Below are 26139 nucleotides of genomic sequence, written 5' to 3'. Positions count from 1 at the left end.
GCAGATCGCCGTCGGCGAGAAGGTCCTCGCCGCCCAGGGCCCCGGCGCCTGGCCCGTCTGCTCCGTCAAGGCCGGCCTCACCAAGTAACACCCCCGGGATACACCCCATCGGGAGCCGCCCCGCACACCCACCGGACCGTGCCCCCACCAGGGCACGGTCCAACGGCGTACCCGGAGCCGGCGGTTTGCGCGGAGCCGGCGGCGTACCCGGAGCCGGCGGCGTGCCCGCAACCGCCCGGGGACGGGTCTCCCCGTCCGGGGTCACACCCGGACGGCGATCTTCCCGGCCACCCGGCCCGCCCGCAGCAGCCGTACCGCCTCCGGGACTTCGGCGAGCGGCAGCACCCGGTCGACCACCGGGCGTACCGAACCCGCCTCGATCAGTTCGGTCAACTGCCGCAGGTCGGCCTGCCGTTCGGTCGCCGCCAGCGTGGTGAGCCGGTGGCGGACGAAGGGTGACAGCAGCAGCGCCCGCAACTGCCGGTCGTTGCCGCCGATCCACGCGCCACCCGCCTCGCCGCCGACGATGACGAGCGTCCCGCGCTCGGTGAGCGCCCGCCGCAGCCCGCGGAGCGTGCGGTTCCCGGCGATGTCGAGGATCAGGTCGTAGCGGCGGCTGCCGTCCACCGGGTCCTCCCGGGTGTAGTCGAGCACCTCGTCGGCGCCGATCCCGCGGACCAGCTCCACCTTGCCCGGGCTGCACACCCCCGTGACGTGCGCGCCGAAGGCCTTGGCCAGTTGGACGGCGAAGGTCCCCACGCCGCCGCCGGCACCGATCACCAGCACCCGCTGCCCGGCCCGCACCCGCCCGCTGTCACGCAGCGCAAGCAGCGCGGTGCAGCCGGAGACCGGGACGACGGCCGCCTGCTCCCAGTCGAGGGTGCGCGGCTTGGGCGCGAGCCGCGCCGCCTTGGCGACGGCGTACTCGGCGAACGACCCGTCGGCGCTCCCGTACACCTCGTCGCCCGGGCGCAGGTCCTGCACCTCCGGCCCGACCGCCTCGACGACGCCCGCCACGTCCAGACCGCGGACCCGCTGCTTGGGCGCCCGCACGCCGAAGCCCGCGAACCGGAGCAGGTAGGGCAGCCCCGCCATCAGGTGCCAGACCCCGGCGTCGACGCCGGCGGCGCGCACCCGCACCAGCACCTCGCCCCGGCCCGGTTCCGGCCGGTCGATCTCGTCGAGCCGCAGTACCTCGGGCGGCCCGTAGACGTCCTGGACGATGGCCTTCACCGGCGTTCTCCCTCGCTGCGTCCGCGGCCCTCTGCCGCTGTCCGGTCCTTGCGTTCCTTGCGTTCCGTGCGTTCCTCGTGTTGCTCGCGTTCCGCGCCGTCCGCCTGCTCGCCGTCGGGGTACTGGAACACCCCGTCCAGCGGGACGGCGAAGACCCGGGCGATCTGGAAGGCCGTCTCCAGGGACGGCGAGTAGCGGCCCTGTTCGATCGCGATCACCGTCTGCCGGGTGACGCCGATCCGGCGGGCCAGTTCGGCCTGCGTCATCTCCCCGTGGGCGAAGCGCAGGGCCCGGATCGTGTTGGTCACCCTGGTCGCCCTCACCACGGGTGGAACCCCAGCCGGTACGCCGCGATCTTCGCCACCGACCCGAGCAGCGCCGACAGCGCGAACCCCAGGTAGAGGACGTTGGCGATCCAGAACCGGTCCGCCTCCACCATCGCCAGGACCAGCGCCGCCACCCCGCCCAGGACGACGAACGACTTGGCGACGTACTCGCTGAAGCGGTGGATCTCGCGGTCCCGCTGGTCGCGCACCGCCGCCTCGGCCGGCCAGAGCAGCGAGGCCGCGATGTGCAGCACGATCGAGGCCGCGATCGCCGCGCCCACCGTCCACAGCAGCGCCGCCACGTACGGCGCGCCGGCCAGCGGACCGTCCGCCGAACCTCCCAACACCACGGCCAGATAAGCCCCGTACGAGGCGATCGTGACCACCAGCATGATCCAGGCGCTCTTCTCCTCAAGTGCCATGGCCTCCCCCGTCCCTCCTGTCGGTACCTGTCGAGTCGGTACCCGTCGCTCGGAGTGTCAAGCAGAGCGGACACCGTGTCAAGAATTCTGTACATCGCGGCCGTGCACGAACCCCGATGCCCCTGGTGAACGGTGCTGCGGGAGCGCCGAATCGTCACACGGGGTTCGCGCAGCCGTGACGCCCGGTTCGTGCACCCTCCCTACCCTGCTGGACATGACAGACCGTCGCCTCCCCGCCGAACCGCCCGCGCGCCCGTACCGCCGCGCCGGACTGTTGGCCGCCGTCCTCGGTGCGACCGTCGCCGCCGCCTCGGTCGTCCTGGTCGCACCGGCCGCCGTCTCCGTGCCGGCGGTGGCGATCGAGGTCGCGGCACCGGCCGCGGAGGCCGGCCCCACCCCCCGACCGGGCTCGCAGGCGGCCCCCGGCACCGCCGCCCCGGCCACGACCGCCCCGGCCGCGATCGGCGCGGCTGTGCTCGCCGAGGACTTCTCCGGCACCGGGCTCCCGGCCGGCTGGAAGGCCGTCGAGGGCGACTGGAAGACGGAGAACGGGCGCCTCGTGGGGAGCTCCGCCGACTCCGGGCAGCAGAGCCGGATCACCTTCGGCCGGCACCTCGACGACTTCCGCCTGGAAGCCACCGCCCGCTTCGAGAGCGTCCAGGACGCCGGCCGCTGGACCGCGCTCGGCCTGGACGTCCCCACGAGCGGCGCCACCCCATGGTCGATCGCCACCCTGCGCAGCGCCACCACCGCGGGCAACGGACTGGAGTTCGCCCAGCGCACCACCGCCGACACCTGGAACGTCACCGACACCTCCGCCGCCCCCACCGCCGCGGGCACCGGCCGGGACGTCCGGATCGCCGTCGAGGTCCGGGGCGCCGGCGCTCGCTGGTTCGTCGACGGCCGCGAGGCCCTGCGCACCACCCGGCTCCCCCGCACCGCCGACGGCGGCCAGGCACTGCTGGTGAACGGCGGCAGGGTGTCCTTCGACGACGTCCGGCTCACCACCCTGCCGCCGAACTCCTGGATCCGCCCGGCGGGTTCGCCGCTCACCGTGATCGCCCACCGCGGCGCCTCCGCCGCCGCACCCGAGAACACCCTGGTCGCCGACGAAGTCGCCCGCCGCGGCGGCGCCGACTGGATCGAGAGCGACGTCCAGCCGAGCAAGGACGGCGTGCCGTACGTCCTGCACGACAGCACGGTCGACCGGACCACCGACGGCGCCGGCCGCATCCGCGACCTCACCGCCGCCCAACTCGACGCCCTGGACGCCGGATCCTGGTTCGGCCCCGCCTACACCGGCACCCGGGTGCCCACCCTGGCAGCACAGTTGGAGGACCTGCGGACCCGCGGCGGCAACCTGCTGCTGGAGATCAAGGGCGCCCACACCCGCGACGAGGTGGCCCGGATCGTCAAGGAGGTCCGCGACCACGGCATGACCGGCCGCGTCCTCGTCCAGAGCCTCGAGACCGACGCACTCAGGTACACCCGCGAACTCGCCCCCGAACTTCCGCTCGGCCTGCTGCGCAACAGCCTGGACGCCGATCCGGTCGCGCTCGCCCGGGAGTTGGGGCTGACCGCCTACAATCCCTCGGACGGCGCGCTGTCCGGCCGCCCCACCGCCGTCCGCCACCTGCACGACGCCGGCGTCGCGGTGCTGGTCTCGACCGTCGACGGCCCCGCCCGCTGGAAGGACCTGGACGCCCTCGGGGCGGACGGCATCATCACCAACCGGCCCGCGGAACTCGCCGGCTGGAACGCCGGCCGACTCCAGGCCGGCAGCACTCCGACCACGTCCGCGGCCGCCCCTGCCGTCGCCTCCGCGGCGCCGACCGGCCCGGCCGCCCTGCTCCGCACCCCGGCACCGACCACAACGCCGCCGCCCTGACCGGCACGCTCGGCCGGGCCGGCACCGGCCGCCGCCCGGGCCGAACGCCAGGCGTACCCTCCCCACTGACCGCGCCGCCCTGAACGCCGCAAACACCGTTGCTCCGACGGTGTATTGACGCACCGTCACAGATCGATGGCAGGCAGCGGACAGGCCCCCGCGCTGCACTGCGCGGGGGCCTGCCGGTGCTGCTCGGCGCTGCGGCACGACGGCGCCTTGCGTCGGCGCCGTCCGTCAGTACCTCACTGACTCACAGCCTCAACGCTTCATGTAGACGCTGTCCATGAAGTCGATGATCTGCTGGTCGGTGAGCCGCTGGCCGTCACGATGGCCCATCGCGAGGTCCGCCTCGCTGATCATCCCGACCAGCCGGTCATTGTCGATCACCGGGATCCGGCGGATCTGGTGCTGCTCCATCTTCTGCAGCACGGCGTCCATGCTGTCGTCGGCCCGGACGCAGTGCAGGTGACCCGCCAGGTCCATCGCCTTCATCATGGACGGGTCCTTGCCCTCCGCAAGACATCGAATGACGATGTCCCGGTCGGTGATGATCCCCTTGAGCTTCTGGTCGTCGCCGCAGATCGGCAACGCACCGACGTTCATGTCGCGCATCATCCCGGCCGCCTCGGCGAGGGTCTGGTCGGCGCGGATGCACTGGGCTCCGGCATGCATGATGTCACGGGCTGTGGTCACTGGGACTCCTCCTCAGGTCTGCTCCCCCCAGTGGCCCCCTGCCATCACCATAGGCACCGCCGGGCCGACCCGCCCGGCGAGCCGTCCGGTGCTCGCGGCGCAGCCGCTCACAGACCGATACTGGGCCTGTGACCGTGGGACGCTCGACCGTGGAACCCGGCACCGCCGACACGCGGGCCGGAACGGGTGCCGCGCGGGCCGGAACCGGTGCCGCCGCTGCCGACGGACCCGGCGGCCCCGCCGGACCGCAGCCCGCGGGCGGCCCGGTGGTCGACGAGGCCGTCCGCGCACTCCCGGCGCCCGCGCTGCGCCCGTACGTGGCCTGGTACTCCGGCTACCGGCAGCAGGGGGTCGCTCCCGCCCTCCACCGCGGCCTGCCCTCGCCGTACCTGACCTTCATCCTCACCCTCGACGACCCGCTGGTGATCGCCGCACACCCGGACCCGGCGCAGCGGCCCGACGCGTACGCGGCACTGCTCGGCGGACTGCACACCTCGCCGGCGCTGATCGTCCACGAGGGGCGGCAGTCCGGCGTGCAGATCGCGGTCCGACCGCTTGCCGCGCGCGCCCTGTTCGGGCTGCCGGCCGGTGAGTTGGGCGGAGTCGACGTCCCCCTGGACGCCGTCCTCGGCCCGACCGGCGCCAGGGTCCGGGAGGCCCTCCTCGCGGTCCCCGACTGGGCGCAGCGGTTCGCCGTCCTGGACGGCGCACTGGCCGAACTCCTGCTGCGGGCCGACGCATCGGCGGGCCGGCTCGCACGGCCGGCCGGACTCGCCCCGGAGGTCCGGTGGGCGTGGCGGGAACTGCTGCGAACCGGCGGCGCGCCGACCGTCGCGGAGCTGGCCCGACGGACCGGCTGGAGCAGCCGCCATCTGCAGGACCGCTTCCGCCACGAAGTCGGCCTCACCCCCAAGGCCGCCGCCCGGGTGATCCGCTTCGACCGCGCCCGGCACCTGCTCACCGTGCCCGCCCCGCACCTGCGGCTCGCGGACGTGGCAGCCCGCTGCGGGTACTTCGACCAGGCGCACCTGGCCCGCGAGTTCCGCGCCCTGGCGGGCAGCGCGCCGAGTGCCTGGCTGGCGGCCGAGGGTGCGGATGCGGCGAAGTTCCGAAACGTCCAAGGCGGGGCGGACCAGGTGGAGTGAGAGTGGGAGCTGTGACAACAGTTCCCACACCCGTTCGACCGCTCCACAGCTCAGGAGGTACCGGATCATGACTGCCGACGCTCCCGCCCCGCAGGTCTGGCCCAGCCTGCACGCCCGCGACGCCCGGGCCCTGATCCGCTTCCTGGTGGACGCCTTCGGCTTCGAGGAAGTCGTCGTCTACGGCGAGGACGCCTTCGTCGCCCACGCCGAACTCGCCTGGCCCGAGGGCGGCGGCGTGATGCTCGGCTCGCACCGCGAGACCGACGACCGTTCGGGTGCCGGTGCCGACGCCAACGGTGATGGCGACGGCGACGACGACCAGTGGCACGCACAGCCGGGCAGCTTCAGCGCGTACGTGGTGACCGCCGACCCGGACGGCGTCCACGACCGCGCCGTCGCCGCCGGAGCCCGGATCACCATGGGGCTCTACGAGACCGACTACGGCTCCCGGGACTTCGCCGCCCGCGACCCCGAGGGCAACATGTGGTACTTCGGCACGTACCGCGGCTCCCCGCGCCCGTCCGTCTCCTCGCCCCCGGCTGCGGAGTCGGGCTCGGAAACGGGCACTGGCTCGGAAACGGGCACGGGCTCGGGCTCGGAGGGGTGAACGGCGTGGCCACCCCGGCGATCGCGCTGGACCGCCTGCGGGCGATCTGCCTGGCACTGCCGGAAGCGGAGGAACGGATCAGCCACGGCGAACCGACCTGGTTCACCGGACCCGCGCCACGCGGACGGGTGTTCGCCATGTTCGCCGACAGCCACCACGACGACCTGCTCGCCGTGTGGTGCCCGGCCCCGCCGGGCGCACAGACCACGCTGACCACCGAGGACCCGGACCGCTACTTCCGCCCGCCCTACGTCGGCCACCGCGGCTGGATCGGCATCCGCCTCGACCTCGAACCCCTCGACTGGGCCCGCATCGAGGACCACATCCTCGACGCCCACACCCTGATCGCCCCCGCACGCCTCCGCCCCAATCCCCCGCACGCTCCCGACTGAGGCCGGCCGGTGTCGGCCGATGTCTTTCGGCCGAGACCGCCGGCGTGCGGGTGCGCGGGGCATGGATTATGCAGACCGGTCTACATCTCACTACTCCGATCCGCGCGCCACAGCGCCCCGACAGCCCCACACCTTGGCACCCCAGCGCAGGAGGTCGGCTGGTCCGACTTCCTGCGCTCTTGCCTGCCCGGGATCTCCACCGCCTACGGCAACGCGCCACAGCTCGCCGCCCTCGCCGCCCTCGCCGCCGCCGATCCCGGGCATGGATCCGCCCGCATCCATATGTCGATCGGTCTACATAGCGCCCCAGCCTCGCCGCCGACAGAGCAGCACCCCGGCGCTCACCGCGCCCAGAAGCCCGTCGGCCCGACCCCCCGGGTACACCTCTGGGCGCCCACTCAGCGCAGCCCCGGAGAATATGTAGACCGGTCCACTTTCCACGCGGTTGCCAGCCCAGGCCACCGGCGACACCGCTGCGCAGGAAGTCGGACCGGCCGACTTCCTGCGCACGGGTGCGAGATGAGAGGGATCGGCGATTCACCCCACGCTCTCCATGTAGACCGGTCTGCATATTCGATCACGACGTCACCCCCTGCTCGACCGTTCGCGCCACCGGCGCCCTCATCGCCCAGATATGAATATGTCGACCGGTCTACATCTGCCGACAGCTCCGCCAACGACACGCTTGTCCACAAAGTCGCCTGGCCCGACTCTCCGCGGGGCGCGCGCACTCGAAGCAGACTCCATGAATATGCAGACCGGTCTACAGGCCGCGCCAGCGGCGGCAGGAGTCGGCCCCGCTGCACGCAAGCCGCGCAACCCGACACTCCACGCGCCGAGTCAGAATATGTCGACCGGTCTACATAGGACGGCGCCCCCAAGCGGCCACACCTGGCGCACCGATGGTCGGCCGGCCCGGCTTCGCGCGACAGGCATCCGACCGCCCCGGGCAGCAAGGCGAAGGCCGCCGACCACTGCCCGGCGCCCCCGATCGACCCGACGGCCGAACGGGCCCACCACCCCCACCCCGCGCGAGAAGTCGACCCGGCCGACTTCTCGCGCGCACCGATGCACCCGGTCCCGCCCGACGACAAGCAGCCCAGACGCACGCTCCCATTCTCCCGATAGAGGGTGAGCGAGCTTCCACCTCCCAGGAGGCGATGCCGCGGCGTTCCAGTTCGTCGAACCACTGATCGCACTCCGGTTCGGGCAGCCGGACTCCGCACCGGGGGCCGACCTCGATGGTGCAGCTCGCGGTGCCGCCGTCACAGACGATCAACCCACACTCCTGAAGCTTCGCGCTGGAGTGGATCAGCACAGCCGGGCAATCGACGAGGTCGGAACGCCGGCCTCAGCGCCGGTTCCCGAGGATCGTCGCCGCCCCACAGCAGTGGGCGGCCACGGCCTCGTGGTCTCCGAGCCGAGCGCAGGGCGCACCGCCCCCAGGAATATGCAGACCGGTCTACACATCCACCCTCGACCCGCCACCCACCACCCGCCCGCCCGCCCGCCACTGATCACACTTTTAGGTCGCTTGACCTATTATCCTCACCATGACTGACTTGCTGAGGCACAATCCCCAGGGCCCCGTGCTGCTCGTGGGTGGATACGGCACCGTCGGCGCCGAGTTGGCGCAGCTGGCTGCCGGGGAGTGGCCACTGCTGCTCGTCGGGCGTTCCGTGGAGCGGGGAGCGGAGCTCGGACGGCGGGTGGGGGCCGAGGTGCGGTGCTGGGACCTCGCGGATCCGGCGCCGTTCGAGGCTGCGGTGCGGGCCGTCGTGAGCGTGGTGAACGACCCGGACGACCGGGTGCTGCGCGCAGCCGTGACGTCCGGCGTGCCCTATGTGGACGTGACCCGCTGGACCGCCAGGGTGCAGCGGGCCGCCACGGTTGCCGCGTTGCTTCGTCCCACCGCGCCCGTCCTGCTGTCGTCGGCGTGGATGGGCGGGGTGGCCGGCCTGGTGACGGCGGCGCTCACCGAGCGGCTGGGCGGGGCGGACGGCGTGGAGATCGCCGTCCGCTGGGACCTGGCGGACCGGTCGGGGGCGGATTCGGTCGAGTTCATGGACCGGCTCGGCCTGGACTTCGAGGTGGTGGCGGGCGGCCGGCGCCGCTCGGTGGCTCCGCTCAGCGATCCGCGCACGGTGCAGATCGGCAGCGACCGGACCAAGGTGGCCCGCATCGACACGCCCGAGCAGTTCACCCTGCCGCTCACCCTCGGGGTGTCCACGGCGAGCACCCGGATCGGCTTCAGTTCGGCGGCGAGTACGTCCGCGCTGCTCGCCGTCAAGCGGCTGGGGTTCTTCCGCTGGGGCCGGGGCGACCGCTGGCAATCGGCCCGCCGGGCGCTGCTCCACTCGCCGGGCGAGGGCGGCGTGGCGCGGCTGCGGATCGACGTGTCCCACGACGGGCGGCGCGCGTCCGCCGTGGTGTCGGACCGCGCGGGGCAGGCGCACCTGACGGCGGTCGGTGCGCTGTTGGGCCTGCGCCGGGTCCTGGGCACGGACGGCGCCGAGCCGCCGACCGGGGTGGCCTTCCCGGAGCAGACGCCCATGGCCGCCCGGGTACTCGCCGAACTGGCCGAGCTGGAGGTCGAGGTCGAGGTCGACATCGAGGACGAAGTCGGCGTCGAGGCCGAGCTGGAGGCCGAGGTCGAGACCGACTCCCCCGGGACCGTCCGGAGCGCGGCATGAGTGCGGGGGACACCGGCCGCCAGGGTGCCGACGGCACGGCAGGCTCGGGCCGCGGGACCGGCTCCGGCAGCAAGGGCGAGCAGCGGAGGGCCGCCCTGCTCGACACCGCCGAGGCGCTGCTGATCGACGCCGGTAGTGCGGAGCTGTCCATGCGCGCGGTCGCCTCGGCTGCCGGGGTGCGACTGGGCCACCTCCAGTACTACTTCCCGGCACGCGCCGACCTCGTGGCGGCGCTGCTGGACCGCATCCTGCGCCGCTCGGAGGAACGCCTGCTCCCCCTGCTCGCCACGGTCGGCGCCGGCTCCCCGACGGCTCCCGCCGCCGCCGATCCCACCCCCACCGACCGCACCCCCACCGACCCCGACGCCACCCACCCCGCCCCCACGACCGCCGACGCCGCCGACGCCGCCGACCCTGCCCCCGCCGACCCCGCCGATGCGCTCGTCACGGCCCTGCTGGCGGACCAGGACGACCCGCGCCTGGTCCGGCTGTTCGCCGAGCTGTGGGCGCTGGCGGCGCGCGACGAGGCGGTGGCGCGGGCCGTCCGGGCGTTCTACGCGGGGTACCGGGAGAAGGTCGCGGCGTTCCTGGCCGAACGGGTGCCGGGGCTGCCCGAGGAGGTGTACGCGGCGCGGGCGCAGGTGTTCCTGATGCTGATCGAGGGTGCGGCGCTGTTCCGCTCCGGGCTGGCGGGCGAGCGCGACCCGGGGGCGGACGAGGTGCTGGCCCGAACGGCGCGGTCCGTGCTGGCGGGGTAGTCCGCACGGGGGCAGACTCGACCTCGGGACCGCGTGCCGCTACGGCCCGCGCGTACCCACGGACGTACCGCGGCGGACCCGCCCGCAGGAGGCCGCCATGCCCCAGCTCGACGTGGACGGGCGCACCATCGCGCTGTCGCACCTGGACAAGGTGTACTTCCCGCAGACCGGCACCCTCAAGGGCGATGTGCTGCGGTACTACGCGGCCGTCCACCACGCGCTGCTCCCGCACCTGGACGACCGCCCGGTGTCGTTCCTGCGATGCCCGGAGGGGGTGGCCGGTGAGCGGTTCATCGCCAAGAACCCACCCGCCGGCACCCCCGCCTGGGTGCGCACGGTGGAGGTGCCGAGCGACAGCGGCCTGCTGCGGCAGGTGGTGCTGACGGACGGCGCCGCGCTGCTGTGGGCGGCGAACCTCGGCTGCCTGGAGCTGCACGTGCCGCAGTGGCACGCGGCGGAACCCGCCGTGGCGGACCGCCTGGTGCTCGACCTCGACCCGGGCGAGGGCGCCGACGTGCTGACCTGCCGCACCGTGGCGGAACTGCTGCGCGAACGGCTGGCGGCGGACGGCCTGGAGGCGTGGGTGAAGACCTCCGGTTCGAAGGGGCTGCACCTGCTGGCGCCGTTGCGGCCGACACCGAGCCGCGAGGTGTCGGCGTACGCGAAGGAGCTGGCGGCCGGACTGGAGGCGGAGCACCCGGACCTGGTGGTGCACCTGATGGCGAAGGCGCGCCGGCGCGGGCGGGTCTTCGTCGACTGGTCGCAGAACGCCGCGAAGAAGACCACCGCCGCCCCCTACACCGTGCGGGCCCGCGAACGGCCGACGGTGTCCACCCCGGTGGAGTGGGCGGAGCTGGCGGCGGCCGGCTCGGTGGCGGAGCTGGAGTTCACGATCGCCGAGGTGCCGGCCCGTCTGGAGGAGTACGGCGACCTGCTCGCGCCCCTGCTGGACCCGGACCGCGCCCGCCCCCTGCCCGCGGCACCGCCGCACGCCGCCCCGAAGCGCACCGGCTCGAAGCGCGCGGCCCCGAAGCGCGCGGCCCCGAGCCACACCCACCGGCGCACTCCCGAACCCCCGACACCCGCACCCGCACCCGCACCGGAGCGCCCACCCCCACCCGAGACGCCCGAACCCGAACCCGAACCCGACCGGGCCGATACCAGGACGGTCCTGGCACCCCCCGTGGAGGTGATGCGCCCGGCCGCGGTGGGTGCCGTGCCGGCCGAGGACGGTCTCGGTGGCGGGGGCGTGCTGTACGAACTGAAGCTGGACGGCTTCCGCTGCGTGGCCTTCGCCCGCGGGGAGCGCGGCACGGTCCTGCAGTCCCGTTCCGGTCGGAACCTCGCGCCCGAGTTCCCCACCGTGGCCGCCGCGGTGGCCCGGCTGCCGGCCGGGCTGGTGCTGGACGCCGAACTGGTGGCCTGGCGCGGCGGGCGGTTCGCCTTCGAGGAACTGCTGCGTACCCGCAGGGCGCGGGAGGCGGACCGGGTGGTGCTCGGGCTGGTGGCCTTCGACGTGCTCGCCGTCCCGGGCCGGGACGTCCGGGCGCGGCCGCTCGTCGAACGGCGGCGGCTGCTGCTGGCCGTGCTGGCCGACGTGCCGCCGCCGATCCAGCCGGTGATGGCGACCACCGACCGGGCCGAGGCCCTCGCCTGGATGGAACAGCTGGCGGATTCCGGGGTGGAGGGGCTGGTCTGCAAGGCGGCCGGTTCGGCGTACCGGGCGCGCGGGGCGAAGCAGGTGTGGGTGAAGTACCGCCGCAGCGACACCGTGGACGCGGTGGTGCGGGCGGTCACGGGCACACCCGAGCGGCCCCGGGCGCTGGTCCTGGAGCTGGCGGACGGGCGGGTGTTCCTCAGCACACCGCAGTTGACCCCGGTGCAGGCCCGACAGGTGGCCGAGGCGGCGGCGGGTCTGCTGGGGGCGACCGTGTCGGACCCCGAGTACGGCTCGGTCCGCCCGGTGACGGGGCTGGTGCGGGCGGAGATCCGGTTGAGCGGGAGGCCGCCGACGGCCGTCTTCGTCCGCCTGCGCGGCGACTAGGGCAGCCATGCGCCCCGAGCGACCACCCTGACCGGCCACGCGGACCCGACCGACCACCCCGATCGCCCACGCGGCCCGACCGCCCGAACAGCCCCCAGTAACCGGCCATGCGGCCCCGAGCGGTCAGCCCCGGTGCCGCGCGGCGCCGCGGCCGTAGTGGTGGTCGAGGGCCGACCGGCTGTCCAGCTCGACGGTGGCGGCCGGCGGGGCGGACCTGATCCGGGCGCGCGGGCAGTCCAGGTGGACGACCAGTTCGAGGTGGTCGATCCTGGCGACCAGTCCCACCGGGACGAGGACCCGGGATCCTGCCACCCACGGCCCGGTGTCGACCACGAGGTGGTCTCCGGCATCGCGGTCGACCCGCCCGAGCGGACCGTCGGTGGACTCGACCTCGTAGCCGACGAGGCTGAGGTCTGCTGCGTGGTGGGAGCCCGGGCGGTACTCCCACAGATCGGTGGTCATGACTGCTCCGGTGGGTTTCGGCGGTCCTCCCAGGGACGGGGTTCCCCGTCTGCGCGGCGCTCCTGACGGGTGCGGTCCGAGTGTCCGAGGCGGCTCCAGCGGCCCAGGCGCCCCAGGCGGTTCCAGCGGTTCCGGCCGTCCGCACCCTCGACGGGTGCGAACCGGTCGACGCGGTGTCGGCGATGGAGCCCGCGCCCCCCGGGTGTCCCGGCCTCCCCCGCTACGGGTGGGGTGCCCGGGGCGGAGTCCGGCGGGTGGGGCGGCTCCCTGCGGCGGCGCAGCGCCACGGTGACGCCGACGCAGAGGGTGACGAGGACCGCCCAGACGGCGGCGACGGCGGTCAGCACGACGGGGGTCGGGGTGCGCGCCCCCACGGCGAGGCAGATCGCCGTCAGCGCCGACACCGCCATGACCATGCCGGGTGGCAGTCTGCGCAGTGCGGCCCACAGCCGGTTGGGCCGCTTGGCACCCATGGTGCTCAACCGGCGATCCAGGCGGGCGTCCTGACGGAGCTCGCACTCGATCTCGTCGAGGAGCCGGCGTTCCCGCCCGCTCAGCGCTGGTCCGTCCATCTCGGTCACCTCCGACACATCGGTGACGTCATCCCGTTCGGGCGGTTGCCCGGCAACGGGCGGGCGCTAGCCGCCCGCGAAGCTCTGCCGGTGCCCCGGACTGCCGGGCCCGGGCCCGGCGGACACCGCCGTTCGGAAGGCGCGCGGGCGGGCGAGCAGGCTGTCGTCGAGCACGCGCAGCACGGCGGCGGCGTCGTGGTGCACCTCGATCGCGCCGGCGGCCCGCAGCAGCGGTCCTGCCACTCCCCCGGACTCCACGGCGACGCATGCGACCCCGGCCCGCCGGGCGGCGAGCACCTCGCGGACGCCTCCGGCGACGCAGACCGCGTGCGCGGGGCCGGCGTCGACCAGTCGCAGTGCGGCGCGGACGGGGTCGGCACCGGGTTCGGCGACGGTCAGCACCGGGACGCCGTCGAGTCCGGGGGCGGGGCCGGTGAGGACCACGGTCCAGCCGCGGGCCGCGCACTCGCGCAGCAGTCGCGCCGCGCCGGGCAGCGGCTGCCGGTCGGGCTGCGCGGGGCCGAGCAGGGTGCCGTGGACACCGAAGAGTGCCGCCGAGACGACCGTCATGGCCCACCTCATTTCCTGCGCGAGCTCCGACTTCGCGAGCTCCTACCACCCGGGCCCGATCACCCGGGCTCCGCCGAACTCCGACCGCCCGGAACCCGACCGGCGGGAATCCGACCGGCGGGAACCCGACTGCCCGGAACCCGAGTGCCCGGAATCCGACGGTGCGGGTCCCGGGGGCGCGGGTTCGGGTCGTACGGACACCGGTTGCCCGGACTGCAGCGCGGCGCGGGCCCCCGGGGTGGCGGCGGACCGCGTCTGCCGTGCACTTCCACGATAGGCCCGGACAGCCCAACGTCGCTCACCGTCATCGGGGCGACGGGGCTCTCCGGGCCCCCTCGGGCAGCCCGGCCACAGTCCCGGCCACGCCCGGCGGCCACGCCATCACCCGTCGGCGCCGACACAGGCGCCGAGACCATCGCGGGCACCAAGACACCACGGGCACCGACACCGCCACGGCCGCCGGCACGATCACGGGAACCGACACCGTCACGGCCGCCGACCTGCGCCCCGCCACCGTCCGGCCGGACGGCTACGCCGGCTCGGGGTCGGTGGCCAGGCGGGCGTGCAGGTGCTCGTCGTGGTGCGGGTTGTCACCGGTGCGGTGCGAGGCCCGCAGGACGCCCTCGGCAGGGAAGCCGCAGCGCTCGGCGACCCGGCAGGAGCCCTCGTTGCCGACGGCGTGCGCGAGCTCGATCCGGCGGGTGCCGGCGGTCCGGATGCCCCAGCTGGTGACCGCCCGGGTGACGGTGGTGGCGACGCCCCGGCCGCGGGCGGCGGGGAGCAGCCAGTAGCCGACCATCGCCAGGCCGTCGTCGCGGTCGGTCCAGCGCAGGTTGCTGTTGCCGAGCAGTTCACCGTCCGCGGAGAGCACCGCGAAGGAGGCCACGTTGCCGCCGTCCCACCGGGTGTCGCCCAGGTCGAGCCACTGCTCGGCGGAGGCCCGGTCGGCGACGGGTATGGGGTTCCACCGGACGATGTCGGGGTCGGTGCCCGCGGCGACCAGGCTTTCCAGCAAGCCGGGGCGTGCGGCCAGCGCGCGGCCCCAGGGATGGAGCACGAGGTCACTTAGCTCGTGGACGGTGCGGACGAAGGCGCGCGGCTCGACGAACGGGACGGTGGCGGTCATGCCCCCTTTGCTACCCCTTCCCACCGGTTCGGCGCCACCCATTAATTCACTCGCCGTCAGTCGGGACCGCTGCGAGGATCGGCCCATGATCGAGGTGCAGACGGCGCATACGTCGCAGGTGGACCGTACCGTGCTGGAGGCCGCGCAGGCCCTGCTGGTCGACGTCTTCGAGGGGGACCTGAGCGAGGAGGACTGGGAGCACGCGCTGGGCGGTGTGCACGCGCTGGTCTGGGAGGACGGTGTGCTGATCGGCCACGGCTCGGTGGTGCAGCGGCGCATGCTGCACGGCGGGCGGGCGCTGCGCGTGGGGTACGTGGAGGGCGTCGGCATCCGGGCGGACCGGCGCGGCCGGGGCCACGGTGCGGCCGTGATGGCGGCCCTGGAGGAGGTGCTGCGCGGGGCGTACGACCTCGGGGTGCTCAGTGCGTCCGACGAGGCGGTGGACTTCTACGCGGGGCGCGGCTGGCAGCTGTGGCGCGGGCCGCTGTTCGCGCTGACCCCGAACGGGCTGGTGGGGACGCCGGAGGAGGCGGGGAGCGTCTTCGTGCTGCCGCCCGGCGGTGCCGGTGCCGCGAGCGGGGCTCCCGCGGTCGACCTCGGCGGAGCGCTGGCCGCCGACTGGCGCGACGGCGACGTCTGGTAGCACGCGACGACCGACTCCGACGCTCGACCCCGACGCCCGGCTCCAGCAGTCCGCCGGCCCGCGGCGGCGGCCCCGGCCCCCTCCGGGACCGGAACCGGGGCCGGGACCGGGACCGAAGCCGCCGTCGCACCGGCAGCGGTCAGATCCGCGCCAGGTAGCCGTTGTCCACCAGCCAGAGGACGTTCAGCCGGCTCGGACCGCCGGGGACGAGCGCGGCGTCCAGCTGGTACTGCACGCCGTAGCCGGGCTGGCCGAACCAGGGGGCGATCGGGCCGGCGTGCACCTTGAACGGCTTCAGCACCCGGTAGTCGTGGTAGTTGCAGGTGGCGGCCGGGTTGCTGTCGAGGCTCTGCGGCGGGATCGACCGGCTGCCGTAGGACAGGCCCTCGGGGGCGAGGAAGCTGCCGTACTCGCTGCCGTAGCGGTCGATCTTCTGGTTGGGGACGAGCACGAGGTCGAACTGGATCGGGGTGCCGTCCGGCAGGGTCACGTAGCCGTTGGCGGGCGGGTAGATCCAGCCGGGGCCGCCGTTGTTGGCGGTGGGGCTGTAGTAGGTGGCGAGGAACTGCTCCTCGGTGAGCTTGCCGGTGCGCTGGTAGCCGTTGAGCTGGCGGCCGACCGGGCCGGTGGTGGGCAGGTCCTCGGGGCCGAGCCGTGGGTCGCCGTGGAAGTCGGCTTCCGAGCATTCGTTCGAGGGGGTGCCGGCCCGGTCCGCGGCGAGGGCCGGGGTGCTCGGGGCGAGCAGGGCGACGACCGCGGCGAGCGGTGCGACGAGCAGGCGAAGGCGAAGGCGCACGGGGTCTCCGTCGGGTGCTGGGGCTGGTTGCCGGGAATCTGGGTTGCTGAGGATCCCGGCCGGGGATCCGGTTGCCCGGGATCCGGTTGCCGGGGATCCGGTCGGGATGCGGCTCGGTGTTCAGCGGCTGCTCGGGGCGAGCCGCCCGAGGACGTGCAGCACGCGGTCGAGGGCGTCGGGGGCGTTCGGCTCGGTAAGGTTGACCATCAGCCGGAAGGCCGCCCGGAGCAGCAGCGGGCTCTTGAGGCCGAGTGCGCCGGCCGGTCCGAGCAGCCGCGGGCGGCCGAGCACCTCGGCGACGGCCCGGCCGAGCGCGAAATAGCCGTCGTAGGCGGAGCGCAGGGCCTGCGGGTAGGTGCGCAGCGCGAGTTCGCGGCCCCGGTCGGTACCGCGGGCGAGTGCCTGGACGACGGCTTCGGCGGCGAACCGGCCGGACTCCATGGCGTACGCGATGCCCTCGCCGGTGGCGGGGCTGACCGTGCCGCCGGCGTCGCCGACCAGCAGCAGGCCGTCGCCGTAGTGGGGCCGACGGTTGAGTCCCATGGGGAGGGCCGAGCCGCGGACGGGTTCGGTGACGGCCTCCGGGTGGTAGCCGTACTCGGGCGGCAGGTCGGCGCACCAGCGGGAGAGCAGGGCGCGCCAGTCGATCTCGTCGGCGACCGCCGCGGTGTCCAGGACCCCCAGGCCGACGTTGGCGGTGCCGTCGCCCATGCCGAACACCCAGGCGTAGCCGGGCAGCAGGCGTCCGCTGCGGTCGCCGGGGACCCGCAGGTCGAGCCAGGCCTCCAGGTAGGGGTCGAGGTGGCGCGGGGTGGTGAAGTAGGTGCGGTAGGCGACGCCCATGGCCCGGTCGGTGCGGCGGTAGCGCTTCATGGCGAGGGAGAGCCGGGTGGAGTTGCCGTCGGCGGCGATGACCAGGGGGGCGGTGCAGGTGACCGGGCGCTTCTCCTCGCCGAGGCGGGCCGTGACGCCGGTGATCCGGCCGGTGCGCTCGTCGACCAGCGGGCCGGAGACGTTGGCCCGTTCGATGAGCCGGGCGCCGACGGCCTCGGCGCGGCGGGCGAGCAGTTCGTCGAAGTCGGCGCGGCGGCGGACCAGCCCGATGCCGGGGTAGGCGGAGAGTTCGGGCCAGTCGAGTTCCAGCCGGTGGCGGGTGGTGACGAGGCGCAGGCCGCGGTTGTGCAGCCAGCCGGCCGAGGGCGAGGTGTCGATGCCCAGGTCGACCAGCTGTTTGACGGCGCGGGGGGTGAGGCCGTCGCCGCAGACCTTCTCGCGGGGGAAGGCCGACTTCTCCAGCAGCAGGACGTCCAGCCCGGTCCGGGCGAGGTGGTAGGCGGCGGTGGAGCCGGCCGGGCCCGCACCGACGACGATCACGTCGGCAGTCGCCTCGACGGGGCCGCCCGTCCGGGCGGGGACGGGGGCGGGGACGGGGGCAGGGGCGGTGGCCGGGGACGGACCGGACGTCTGCTCGGGGCCGGGCATCGCGCACTCCCTGGGGTCGGCACGGAGACGGAACGGGGCTGAGTCTCCGACCCTATGGAGCGCCGGTGGGCTGTGACTGCCCGACACGCGGATCCGTACCGCCAACAGTCCCTCGGTGCGCGGGGGTTGCCCGGGCGCCGAGGGACGGCAGGGACGGCAGGGGTGCGAGCGGCCGCAGGGGGAGGCGCGCCGGTGGTCGCGCCGGGGAGCGGTCGCGGTGCAGCAGCCGCGGTACGGCGGCCACAGCGAGCCGATCACGGGGCCACGGTCGGGTAGCGGTCCGGCGGTCGCGGTCCGGCGGTCGCGGTCCGGCGGTCGCGGCGGTCGCGGTCGCGGTCGCGGTCCGGCGGTCGCGGTCCGGCGGTCGGGTTACGGCCGTACGGCTCAGAGGCCGCCGTTGACCACCGCGCTGGAGATGCCGCCGCCCCGGACGTTCCACTTGTCGAGGATCTTGTCGTACTCGCCGTTGCGGATCAGCTGGTCCAGGGTCTTGGCGATGACGTCGCGCAGCTCCGTGCTGCCCTTGGCGAGGGTGATCCCGTACGGGCCGGACTGCGGGATCCGGGAGCTGACCAGTTCGAACCGGCCACCGCGCTGGCCCTGCTTGGTGTTGTACTCGGCGACCGGGTAGTCGTTCAGGTCGGCGACGGCGGTGCCGGCGGCGACCTCGGCGAGCGCCTGCTCGTCGTTGTCGAGCCTGCGCACCTGCAGGGGCTTGCCGAGGCGGCTGCAGGCCCCGGTCTGGCGGGTGGCCAACTCGTCCTGGATGGTGCCGCGTTGCACGGCGACGGTGTAGCCGCAGAGGCTCTCCAGGGTGGTGATGCCCTTCGGGTTCCCGGCCTTGACCACGATCGAGGTGCTGGTGTGGAAGTAGTCGACGAAGTCCACGCCGGGGTCGGCCTGGCTGCCGTCCTCGGCAGCGCCGAGCTGGCGCCAGCGGGTGTCGATGATCGCCGACATGGCCGCGTCGATCTCCCCGGCCTGCACGGCCGGGATCAGCTTCCCGAACGGCATGTCGACGAACTCGGCGCGCAGGCCGAGGTACTTGGCGACGGTGTTGGCGATGTCCGGGTCGAGCCCGGCCGGCGTGCCGTCGGCCGCCTTGAAGTCGACCGGGGCGTAGTTGAGGTACGAACCGATCCGGAGGACGCCGGCGGTCCTGATCGCCTTGGGGAGCTGGGAGCGCAGTTCCTCCTGGCCGCCGCCCGCGGTGACGGGGTCGACGCTGTTGCAGCCGGAGAGCAGTAGGCCGCCGGCGCCGAGGGCGGCGGCGGCGCGCAGGGTTCTGCCGGCCGGTCTGCGCAGGTCCGGGGCACTTCCGGGGGCGTTTTCGGGGGCGCTGCCCGGAACGGCCGACGGGGACGCGGCCCGGGGCGTGCGGGCAGGCCGGGGCATGAGGGTGCGGTGCATCGCGGTGTCTTCTTCACAGGAGTGAGGGCAGGGAGGAGCCACGCCGGAAGACTGCCGGGGTATGCAGTGCGGACCTCGCGCCGTGTGCCCAGGAGGGGTCCCGGCGCCCCGAAGGGCGGCGGGTACCCGAAGGGCCGCCCGGGGATGGGAAGGCGGCCGATCGGCGGAGGTCCGCCGTCGGGGGCGGATGCCGGCCATCCTCGCATCCGGGCCGGCGGGCACCGGCGCCGGGGCCCGTTCGGACTGCGGACGGAGAACCACATCCCGGGCCGCCGACGGACCGACGACGCACCACCCACCGCGCCGCCCACACCGCCGCCCACCCCACGGGCCCCGGACCGTCCCCGACCCTACTGTCGGGTACTTCCCGGACCTCACCACCCGTACACGAATCGGTGACCGGATCGTTGCGGCGGATTAGTCGGACAATCAGCCTCACATCCCCTCATTTCTGCCGAAGCCGCCCTTGATTCGAGGCCGGTAACTGCGGGATTTTGGGCCCCTCTCATGGTCAGCCTCCTCCCCGGGGGCGATTTTCGGCCAGCCGAGGGGCTCCCCAGACTCCGCCCGCGCGGGCCGCTCACCCGGCCTGCCGCTGTTCGATGGACACCAGCATGCGCATTCGTTCCACCGCCGCGCGATCCCTCGTCGCCGTCCCCACCGCGGCAGCCCTGCTGCTGCTCGCCCCGACCGCGGAGGCCTCGCAGGGCGGCAAGTCGCCCAACGGCAACAACGGCACCGTCAAGATCCACGACGCCGCCACCGGCGAGGAGGAGAAGGAGAACAACCCCAAGGTCTGCACCTTCTACCTGGACTCCTTCGGCTTCGACAAGACCCAGGCCGTGGTCTGGATGATCACCCGGGTGCACGACAAGGACGAAGAGGCCGTCGTGCACGGCAAGCTCAACGTCGACGGCAAGGGCCACGGCCGCACCGAGGACATCAGCCTGCCGGACGGCCACTACAAGCTCTACTGGGTGTCGGTCGAGCTGGAGAAGGGCAAGTTCCCGAAGAACCCCGACCTGAACAACCCCAAGCACAAGGTGTTCAAGGTCGACTGCGGCGGCCCGACCCCGACGGTCAAGCCCACCCCGACCAAGACCCCGACCAAGTCGCCGTCGTCGACCCCCACGCCGACCAAGACCCCGACCAAGTCGCCGTCCGCGACGCCGACCGCCACCCCGAGCCCGTCGGCCACCGCCACCGGCACGCCGACCCCGACCGGCACGCCGAGCCCCACGGTCACCGTGACGCCGTCCGCGACCGCCACCCCCTCGGTCACCACCTCGCCCGAGGCGAGCACCTCGCCGTCCGCGACCGTCGTGCCGAGCCCGTCCGGCAGCCCGGTCGTCCCGCCGGCCCCGGTCGAGGTGGCCAACCCCGGCACGGTCGTCGACCCGGCGAACCCGCTGCCGGCCGTCGTCGGCGGCAGCGGCAAGGAGGACCTCGCGTCCACCGGCAGCGACGGCACCCTGCTGCTGGCCGGCACCGGCACCGCCCTGCTGCTCGGCGGCGCCGCGCTGGTCTACACCCGCCGCACCCGCCGCAACTGACCCGCCCCCGGCGGAGCAGGGCCCACCGGCGGAGCAGGGCCCACCGGCGGAGCGTGAGCCCGCGCGCACAGCGGTGAGCCCACCGGCAAAGCGGTGAGCCCGCCAGCGGAGCAGTGAGTCGGCGCAGCGCTGCGCCGGCGGAGCGGTGAGCCCGCACGAGAACGCGCCGGGGCCCCCGGGGAGCAGCGACTCCCCGGGGGCCCCGTGCCGTTCCCGGCCGCCCGTCAGGGGCTGATCGCCAACACCACGTACGCCGCGAGCACCGACAGGTGCACCGCGCCCTGCAGCGGGGTGGCCCGGCGCGGGATGACGGTCAGCGTGCCGACCGCGACGGTGAGGGCGAGCAGGACCAGGTGCGTCGGCCCCAGGCCCAGTTCGAGCGGGCCCTCCAGCCAGGCCGAGGCGATCGCGACGGCCGGGATGGTCAGGCCGATGCTGGCCAGGGCGGAACCGAGGGCCAGGTTGAGGCTGGTCTGCACCCGGTTGCGCAGCGCCGAGCGCAGGGCGGCGATGGTCTCCGGCAGCAGGACGAGCAGGGCGATCACCACACCGACGACCGAGGACGGCAGCCCGGCCTCGTCGACCGCGGACTCGATGGTCGGGGACACGCCCTTGGCCAGGCCCACCACGGAGACGAGGGCGACGCCCATCAGCAGCAGGCTGAGCAGGGCGGCGCGGGTGGTGGGCGGGTCGGCGTGGTCCTCCTCCTTCAGCACCTTTCCCTCGGCGGTGACCGGCAGGAAGTAGTCCCGGTGGCGGACCGTCAGGGTGGCCACGAACAGTCCGTACAGCACCAGGGACGCGGTGGCGGCGAAGACCAGCTGGGTCGTGTTGAACTGCGGGCCGGGCGAGCTGGTGGTGAAGGTCGGCAGCACCAGGCTGAGCGTCGCCAGGGTGGCGATCGAGGCGAGGGCGGCGCCGGTGCCCTCGGCGTTGAACACCGCCACCCGGTACTTGAGCGCGGCGACCAGGAGGGAGACGCCGACGATCCCGTTGCAGGTGATCATCAGGGCGGCGAACACGGTGTCCCGGGCCAGGGTGGCGGCCTTCTCGCCGCCGTCGGCCATCAGGGTGACGATCAGGGCCACCTCGATGACGGTCACGGCCACCGCCAGCACCAGCGACCCGAGCGGCTCCCCGACCCAGTGCGCGATCACCTCCGCGTGGTGGACGGCGGCCAGGACGGCCCCCGCGAGGAAGCAGGAGACCAGCCCCACCCCCCATCCGGGCAGGTCGCGGTGCCAGGTGAGGACGAGTGCCACGAACGCCAGCACCGGAACGAAGACGGTCCAGTGCGCGGCGGTCGCTCTGAGCTTGCTGATCATGCCGCCGAGCATCGCATCCCGCCGTGCCCCGGCCCGGATGACTCCCCGGGCACCCTGACAGATGTCAGGTACCACACACCCGCGGGCCCTGGTTCCCTTGGGGGCGTGACGGAGTGCCACCGCACCGGCACCGTCCGTCCACACCTGTCGACTCCCTGTACGAAGGAGCACCCCATGTCCCGTTTCCGCAGGATCCCCGGAGTCCGCGCGCTGGCGCTGGCCACCGCGACGGCGGCGCTCGGGGTCGCCACGATCGGCCTGGCGGCCGGCGCCGCCGACGCGGCGGCCGGCTGCTACGGCATCGGCGGCGGCAAGTACAACTGCAACGTCTGGAAGACCGCCCCGACCTACTTCGCGGGCAACGTCCGGGCCGGCACGCTCAACGCCGGCACCAACTACTTCTACTGCCAGGCCGTCGGCAGCACGGTGACCGACGGCGCGTACCGCAACAACTGGTGGGCGAAGACCGACGACGACAACGGCAACAAGGGCGTGTGGGTGAACGTCATCTACCTGTCCGGCGGCGGCAACGACGAGCGCGTCCCGGGGCTGCCGAACTGCTGACGCGCGCCTCCCGCGCGCCGGGGCCGGGCGGTCAGCCGCCGTACTCGGCCAGGTACCCGAGCACCTTCGCCACGTGCGGGCGGACCCGCTCGGGTACCCCGCCGGCCTCGGCCACCGTCTTGTCGCTGGTCCGGTAGCCGGCCGCGACCAGCCCGGGCAGGCTGCCGGTCAGGCCGCGCTGCTTGAAGCGCTGGGCGAGCCAGCAGGCGTAGCCGCCCATGGCGGCGATCGCGTCCGGCGGCGAGAGGTAGTCCTTGCGCCCGTCGTGGTCGGCGTCCAGTGCCCAGGCGTTGAACACCGTCGGCGTCCACATCGCGATGCCGTACTCGTTGCTCTCCGGGCGGGCGGCGGCCGGGTCGAAGTTGCTCTCGGCCTTGAGCATCGCGGCCAGCACCACCGGGGTGATCTCCGGTTCGGGGCAGCGCCGCGCAGCGTCCTCGATCGGGCCGCGCAGCCCGGCGGGGACGTCGGCGCCGGCCGGGATGGCGCCCGCCACGGGTGGGGGCGGGCGCCCCCGGTCGGCCGCCGGCAGGACGGCCGCGCCCGGGAGGACGGCCGACGCCGCGAGACCGGTCACCGCGAGCACCAGACCCGCCGCGGGGACCAGCACGGCCCGCACGCCACGGCGGCGGGGTCGCGCGACCGAGGCCGTCCGTACCCCCGGCGCACCGACCGACGTCCGGGCCAGCAGCGCCGCCAGGTCCACGGCGGCGCGTTCCCGCCGGTCGACCGTCAGACAGGCGGCGACCACCTCCCGCCAGGGCTCCGGCAGCCCGTCGTCCAGCCGCAGCGGGGCGGCTCCCCGCGCGTACGACTGCGCGGCGAGCGCCCGGGCCCGCGCGGTCGCGCCCAGGAACGGGTGCAGGCCGCCGGTCAGCAGCTGGTGGGCGAGCACGCCGAAGGCCCACAGGTCGGCGCTCGGCCGCAACGCCACCCCTCGGGGCCCGCTGCGCTGCGACCACCACTCGGGCGGTACGTGGTCGGGCGAGCCGAGCGGCGGCGCGTACGCGTGGGTGCCGTCGAGTTCGGCGGTCAGGCCGAAGTCGGCGAGCTTGGCGGTGCCGTCCGCCATCAGCAGCACATTGGCGGGCTTGAGGTCGCCGTGCACCCAGCCCGTCCGGTGCATGTGGGTGAGCCCGGCGCAGACGTCGGCCAGGATGCGCGCCGCCCCCGCCACCGGCGTGCGCGGCTGCGCACCCGCCAGCAGGTCGTGCAGGCTGCGCTCGGCGCGTTCCATCACCAGCACCACGGCGCCGTCGAGTCCGGGGCGGCCGGGGTCCTCGACGGTGGTCACGGCGAGCGTCCGGATCAGGTTGGGGTGGTCGGCGCTGCGGCTGAACGCCATTTCACGGTCGGCGAGTTGGGCCATCGTCCGGCGCTGGCCAGGGCTGAGCCGGCCCGGATGGAGGAACTTCGCCGCCGCGTCCGGCAGCGCGCCCCCGCCGGAGGCGGCGAACACCCGGCCCCAGGCCCCGGCGCCGATCGGCTCGCCGATCCGCCAGCCGGCCACCCGGTAGCCGACCGGCACGGCGAGCGGCGCGTCAAGGGTGTTCCGGGCGTCCGGGGCGGCTTCGGAGGGGGGCTGCCCGGATCCGCCAGGCCCGGATCCGTTCGCCCCGCCCGGCCCCGGCCCCGAGCCCGATCGGGCGGGCCGAGGCCCGCCGGGCCCGCCGTCGTGCGCTGCGCCGGTGCGCGGCACGGCGGTTCAGCGGCGCCGGGGCGGGAGCAGGGCGAGGTGCTCCTCCCGGACGAGGTCGAACCGCAGGGCCAGGGCGACGAGTTCCTCCCGCTTGCCGCCGCCGTCGGCGGGCTCCGTCACGGCCTCCGGGTCGCGCAGTCGCAGCTTGGCGTCCACCAGGTAGTCGATGTGGTAGTTCACGGCGGACCGGGTCAGCCCCCGGCAGGTCGGCAGCGCCTGCAGCCGCTGCACCACCTCGGTCGCCCCGGGGACGGCCGCCGAGGAGGGCGAGCGCAACCGCGGCTCGCACAGGGCGAGCAGCACCAGGAAGTACTTGGCGGTCGGGTCCAGGGCGAACGGGCTGACCGTCCGTTCACCACCGCTCGGACCGGACTCCTCGTCCAGGAAGGCGTGTTGGGGCGCGAACACCTTGAAGGCGGCGGGCTCGCCGAGCGCCGGGAGCAGCACCCGGGAGAACTCGAACGGCACCGGCGCACCGAGGCGCCCGGGCGCGACCTTGATGTGCTCCCCCGCGCCCTCCAGGTTCTCCACCACGTACGTGGCCGAGGCGCTGAAGTTGGAGAGCCGCCAGTAGTCCTCGGCCGCGGTGATGCGGCCGGCCCGCCGGGAGACGCCCTGGTCGGCGAGCGGGACGGCGAGCGGCCGGCCGGGCTCGCCCCGGCCGAAGTCCGCGCTCTCCCCGGGCCCCATCCGCAGCAGCGCCGGGCTGCGCCGGTCGCCCGATCCCCGTACGGGTTCGGGCAGTTGAACGATGACCGTGTCCACGCAGCCACCTCCGCGGGGTCGGGCACGTCCGTGGGCCGGGTCGATGGTATCCGCCCGAACGGCCCCGGGGGGCCACGGCGACGGGCCGACAACCCGGACGAGTGACGACGGGTTCACCGGTTGCCGGGTCGGCCGGAGGCCGCGTCGAACGGCCGGGCCGGCGGGTTCGCCGGGCGACGGGGCCGCGGGCGCAGCGGGCGGCCGGGACCGCGGGTGCGCCGAGCGGCGGGGGACGGCGGGTGCGCCGAGCGACTGGAGGCGGCGGACAGAACGACCGGGACCGCGGATGACCAGGGGGTGAACGGCCGGCCGGGCGGGCGGCGCCCCGGTGAACACTGCCGGACTGTTGCGGAATGTAGTTGAACCGTCACCTTGAGTGTGATGCAGCCCACATATGGCATGCTCACAATCTGTGCAAGACTCGTCCCACGAAGTGAGATTCCCTTCGTTTCCAAGGAGGTTCATATCATGCGCACTCGGATCGCAGCTCTGCTGATCGCTGCGGCAGGGATCGCGGCTGGGACGGCCGCCCCCGCCTCGGCGACGACGGTGGCGACCGAGAACGGCGAGCAGAGCTGCACCGCCGTGATCGACCAGCCCTGCGTCTGGTCGGAGAAGAACGGATCCGGCATCGTCGGCGTGGCCCGCGTGGCCGGCGCCGACCCGAGCCGGCCGACCCTCGTCCGGGTCGAGGTGAAGACGCAGCGCGCCTGGGGCAGCCCCTGGGTGACCGTTGCCTCCTCCACCACCGTCCAGTACGGATCGGCCCGGGCCACCACCCCTCGGGTGGCCACCGATCTGCTGACCATGATCTGCGCCACCGGCGGGCCGGCCCTCAACGCCGCCGAGCAGACCACCGTCTGTACCAACCCCTTCTGACGGTCGGCGCCCCACCTCCGACGCGCCGTCAGTACCGCGCGGCCGGGGCGGATCCACCGCCCCGGCACGGGCCGGCCGCCGGGTGCGCACCC

Annotated in this window: 25 protein-coding genes and 2 pseudogenes; 12 read left to right on the top strand and 15 right to left on the bottom strand. The window is 74.4% G+C overall.

The features are described from left to right. A pseudogene (locus ACWGB8_RS28565) lies at positions 1-85 on the top strand (transglycosylase family protein); the annotation flags it as partial. A gap of 176 nt (positions 86-261) precedes the next feature. On the opposite strand, the gene ACWGB8_RS28560 reads toward ACWGB8_RS28565, so the two are convergent. The 3 genes from ACWGB8_RS28560 to ACWGB8_RS28550 are packed head-to-tail and all read right to left on the bottom strand — an operon-like array spanning position 262 to position 1981. Continuing rightward, positions 262-1233 (bottom strand): NAD(P)-dependent alcohol dehydrogenase, encoded by a 972-nt coding sequence (locus tag ACWGB8_RS28560; protein WP_452216498.1) that lies wholly within the window; start codon positions 1231-1233, stop codon positions 262-264. Beyond that, the gene (locus ACWGB8_RS28555) at positions 1230-1541 is read right to left on the bottom strand and encodes a helix-turn-helix transcriptional regulator (RefSeq protein WP_452216497.1); all 312 of its coding nucleotides are present in this window, start codon (positions 1539-1541) and stop codon (positions 1230-1232) included. The genes ACWGB8_RS28560 and ACWGB8_RS28555 overlap by 4 nt, the downstream gene beginning before the upstream one ends. Positions 1542-1552: 11 nt before the next feature. Next, positions 1553-1981, bottom strand: coding sequence for a hypothetical protein (locus tag ACWGB8_RS28550; protein ID WP_452216496.1), 429 nt, complete (start codon positions 1979-1981; stop codon positions 1553-1555). 214 nt (positions 1982-2195) lie between these two features. Between ACWGB8_RS28550 and ACWGB8_RS28545 the strand changes: the two genes are divergently transcribed. Next, complete coding sequence (locus tag ACWGB8_RS28545) at positions 2196-3869, top strand: glycerophosphodiester phosphodiesterase (protein ID WP_452216495.1); 1674 nt, start codon at positions 2196-2198, stop codon at positions 3867-3869. A gap of 258 nt (positions 3870-4127) precedes the next feature. On the opposite strand, the gene ACWGB8_RS28540 is transcribed toward ACWGB8_RS28545, so the two are convergent. Continuing rightward, positions 4128-4562, bottom strand: coding sequence for a CBS domain-containing protein (locus ACWGB8_RS28540; protein WP_452216494.1), 435 nt, complete (start codon positions 4560-4562; stop codon positions 4128-4130). A gap of 128 nt (positions 4563-4690) precedes the next feature. Between ACWGB8_RS28540 and ACWGB8_RS28535 the strand changes: the two genes are divergently transcribed. The 3 genes from ACWGB8_RS28535 (at position 4691) to ACWGB8_RS28525 (ending at position 6706) form a co-directional block, all read left to right on the top strand. Next, entirely contained in the window at positions 4691-5707 is a 1017-nt protein-coding gene (locus tag ACWGB8_RS28535; RefSeq protein WP_452216493.1) for a helix-turn-helix domain-containing protein, read from the top strand. Positions 5708-5774: 67 nt separating this feature from the next. Next, positions 5775-6314, top strand: a complete 540-nt coding sequence (locus tag ACWGB8_RS28530) for a VOC family protein (protein WP_452216492.1) — start codon at positions 5775-5777, stop codon at positions 6312-6314. A gap of 5 nt (positions 6315-6319) precedes the next feature. After that, complete coding sequence (locus ACWGB8_RS28525) at positions 6320-6706, top strand: MmcQ/YjbR family DNA-binding protein (RefSeq protein WP_452216491.1); 387 nt, start codon at positions 6320-6322, stop codon at positions 6704-6706. Between the two features lie 859 nt (positions 6707-7565). On the opposite strand, the pseudogene ACWGB8_RS28520 reads toward ACWGB8_RS28525, so the two are convergent. Further along, a pseudogene (locus tag ACWGB8_RS28520) lies at positions 7566-8036 on the bottom strand (DUF6980 family protein); the annotation flags it as partial. A 223-nt stretch (positions 8037-8259) separates the two neighbouring features. Between ACWGB8_RS28520 and ACWGB8_RS28515 the strand changes: the two are divergent. From ACWGB8_RS28515 to ligD, 3 genes are all read left to right on the top strand, one after another. Beyond that, positions 8260-9399, top strand: a complete 1140-nt coding sequence (locus tag ACWGB8_RS28515) for a saccharopine dehydrogenase (protein ID WP_452216490.1) — start codon at positions 8260-8262, stop codon at positions 9397-9399. Then, positions 9396-10157, top strand: a complete 762-nt coding sequence (locus tag ACWGB8_RS28510; RefSeq protein WP_452216489.1) for a TetR/AcrR family transcriptional regulator — start codon at positions 9396-9398, stop codon at positions 10155-10157. The genes ACWGB8_RS28515 and ACWGB8_RS28510 overlap by 4 nt, the downstream gene beginning before the upstream one ends. A gap of 97 nt (positions 10158-10254) precedes the next feature. After that, positions 10255-12201, top strand: coding sequence for a non-homologous end-joining DNA ligase (gene ligD / locus ACWGB8_RS28505; RefSeq protein ID WP_452216488.1), 1947 nt, complete (start codon positions 10255-10257; stop codon positions 12199-12201). A 123-nt stretch (positions 12202-12324) separates the two neighbouring features. Here ligD and ACWGB8_RS28500 read toward each other — a convergent pair whose 3' ends face one another. The 4 genes from ACWGB8_RS28500 to ACWGB8_RS28485 all read right to left on the bottom strand — a co-directional run bounded on the left by ACWGB8_RS28500 (position 12325) and on the right by ACWGB8_RS28485 (position 14931). After that, on the bottom strand, positions 12325-12663 hold the full coding sequence (locus tag ACWGB8_RS28500) for a PRC-barrel domain containing protein (RefSeq protein WP_452216487.1): 339 nt from the start codon (positions 12661-12663) through the stop codon (positions 12325-12327). Then, positions 12660-13235, bottom strand: a complete 576-nt coding sequence (locus ACWGB8_RS28495) for a DUF3040 domain-containing protein (protein WP_452216486.1) — start codon at positions 13233-13235, stop codon at positions 12660-12662. The genes ACWGB8_RS28500 and ACWGB8_RS28495 overlap by 4 nt, the downstream gene beginning before the upstream one ends. A gap of 66 nt (positions 13236-13301) precedes the next feature. Next, positions 13302-13805 carry an HAD family hydrolase gene (locus ACWGB8_RS28490; protein ID WP_452216485.1) on the bottom strand — a complete coding sequence of 168 codons (504 nt, stop codon included), beginning with the start codon at positions 13803-13805 and terminating at the stop codon, positions 13302-13304. Between the two features lie 529 nt (positions 13806-14334). Then, complete coding sequence (locus ACWGB8_RS28485; RefSeq protein ID WP_452216484.1) at positions 14335-14931, bottom strand: GNAT family N-acetyltransferase; 597 nt, start codon at positions 14929-14931, stop codon at positions 14335-14337. Positions 14932-15016: 85 nt separating this feature from the next. Between ACWGB8_RS28485 and ACWGB8_RS28480 the strand changes: the two genes are divergently transcribed. After that, positions 15017-15574: a GNAT family N-acetyltransferase gene (locus ACWGB8_RS28480; protein ID WP_452216483.1), complete on the top strand. Its 558-nt coding sequence runs from the start codon at positions 15017-15019 to the stop codon at positions 15572-15574. Between the two features lie 139 nt (positions 15575-15713). On the opposite strand, the gene ACWGB8_RS28475 is transcribed toward ACWGB8_RS28480, so the two are convergent. The 3 genes from ACWGB8_RS28475 to ACWGB8_RS28465 form a co-directional block, all read right to left on the bottom strand. After that, complete coding sequence (locus ACWGB8_RS28475; RefSeq protein WP_452216482.1) at positions 15714-16370, bottom strand: TNT domain-containing protein; 657 nt, start codon at positions 16368-16370, stop codon at positions 15714-15716. Between the two features lie 120 nt (positions 16371-16490). Next, positions 16491-17852 (bottom strand): geranylgeranyl reductase family protein, encoded by a 1362-nt coding sequence (locus ACWGB8_RS28470; RefSeq protein WP_452216481.1) that lies wholly within the window; start codon positions 17850-17852, stop codon positions 16491-16493. Positions 17853-18236: 384 nt separating this feature from the next. Continuing rightward, positions 18237-19262 carry an ABC transporter substrate-binding protein gene (locus tag ACWGB8_RS28465; RefSeq protein ID WP_452216480.1) on the bottom strand — a complete coding sequence of 342 codons (1026 nt, stop codon included), beginning with the start codon at positions 19260-19262 and terminating at the stop codon, positions 18237-18239. Positions 19263-19876: 614 nt separating this feature from the next. Here ACWGB8_RS28465 and ACWGB8_RS28460 point away from each other — a divergent pair. Further along, positions 19877-20815: an LPXTG cell wall anchor domain-containing protein gene (locus ACWGB8_RS28460; protein WP_452216479.1), complete on the top strand. Its 939-nt coding sequence runs from the start codon at positions 19877-19879 to the stop codon at positions 20813-20815. A gap of 224 nt (positions 20816-21039) precedes the next feature. On the opposite strand, the gene ACWGB8_RS28455 is transcribed toward ACWGB8_RS28460, so the two are convergent. Continuing rightward, entirely contained in the window at positions 21040-22140 is a 1101-nt protein-coding gene (locus ACWGB8_RS28455; protein WP_452216478.1) for a calcium:proton antiporter, read from the bottom strand. A 174-nt stretch (positions 22141-22314) separates the two neighbouring features. On the opposite strand from ACWGB8_RS28455, the gene ACWGB8_RS28450 reads away from it, so the two are divergent. Continuing rightward, complete coding sequence (locus tag ACWGB8_RS28450) at positions 22315-22704, top strand: hypothetical protein (RefSeq protein ID WP_452216477.1); 390 nt, start codon at positions 22315-22317, stop codon at positions 22702-22704. 31 nt (positions 22705-22735) lie between these two features. Here the strand turns inward: ACWGB8_RS28450 and ACWGB8_RS28445 are convergent, their stop codons facing one another. Further along, a complete protein-coding gene (locus ACWGB8_RS28445) occupies positions 22736-24232 on the bottom strand; it encodes a protein kinase domain-containing protein (protein ID WP_452216476.1) in 1497 nt (498 codons plus the stop codon). Positions 24233-24409: 177 nt separating this feature from the next. Then, complete coding sequence (locus ACWGB8_RS28440; RefSeq protein ID WP_452216475.1) at positions 24410-25168, bottom strand: serine/threonine protein kinase; 759 nt, start codon at positions 25166-25168, stop codon at positions 24410-24412. A gap of 468 nt (positions 25169-25636) precedes the next feature. Here ACWGB8_RS28440 and ACWGB8_RS28435 point away from each other — a divergent pair, with 468 nt between their 5' ends. Continuing rightward, positions 25637-26047 carry a hypothetical protein gene (locus ACWGB8_RS28435; protein WP_452216474.1) on the top strand — a complete coding sequence of 137 codons (411 nt, stop codon included), beginning with the start codon at positions 25637-25639 and terminating at the stop codon, positions 26045-26047. The last annotated feature ends 92 nt before the right edge of the window (positions 26048-26139 follow it).

This window comes from Kitasatospora sp. NPDC054939 (assembly GCF_053610105.1).
This window is presented reverse-complemented; position numbering and strand designations above follow the sequence as displayed.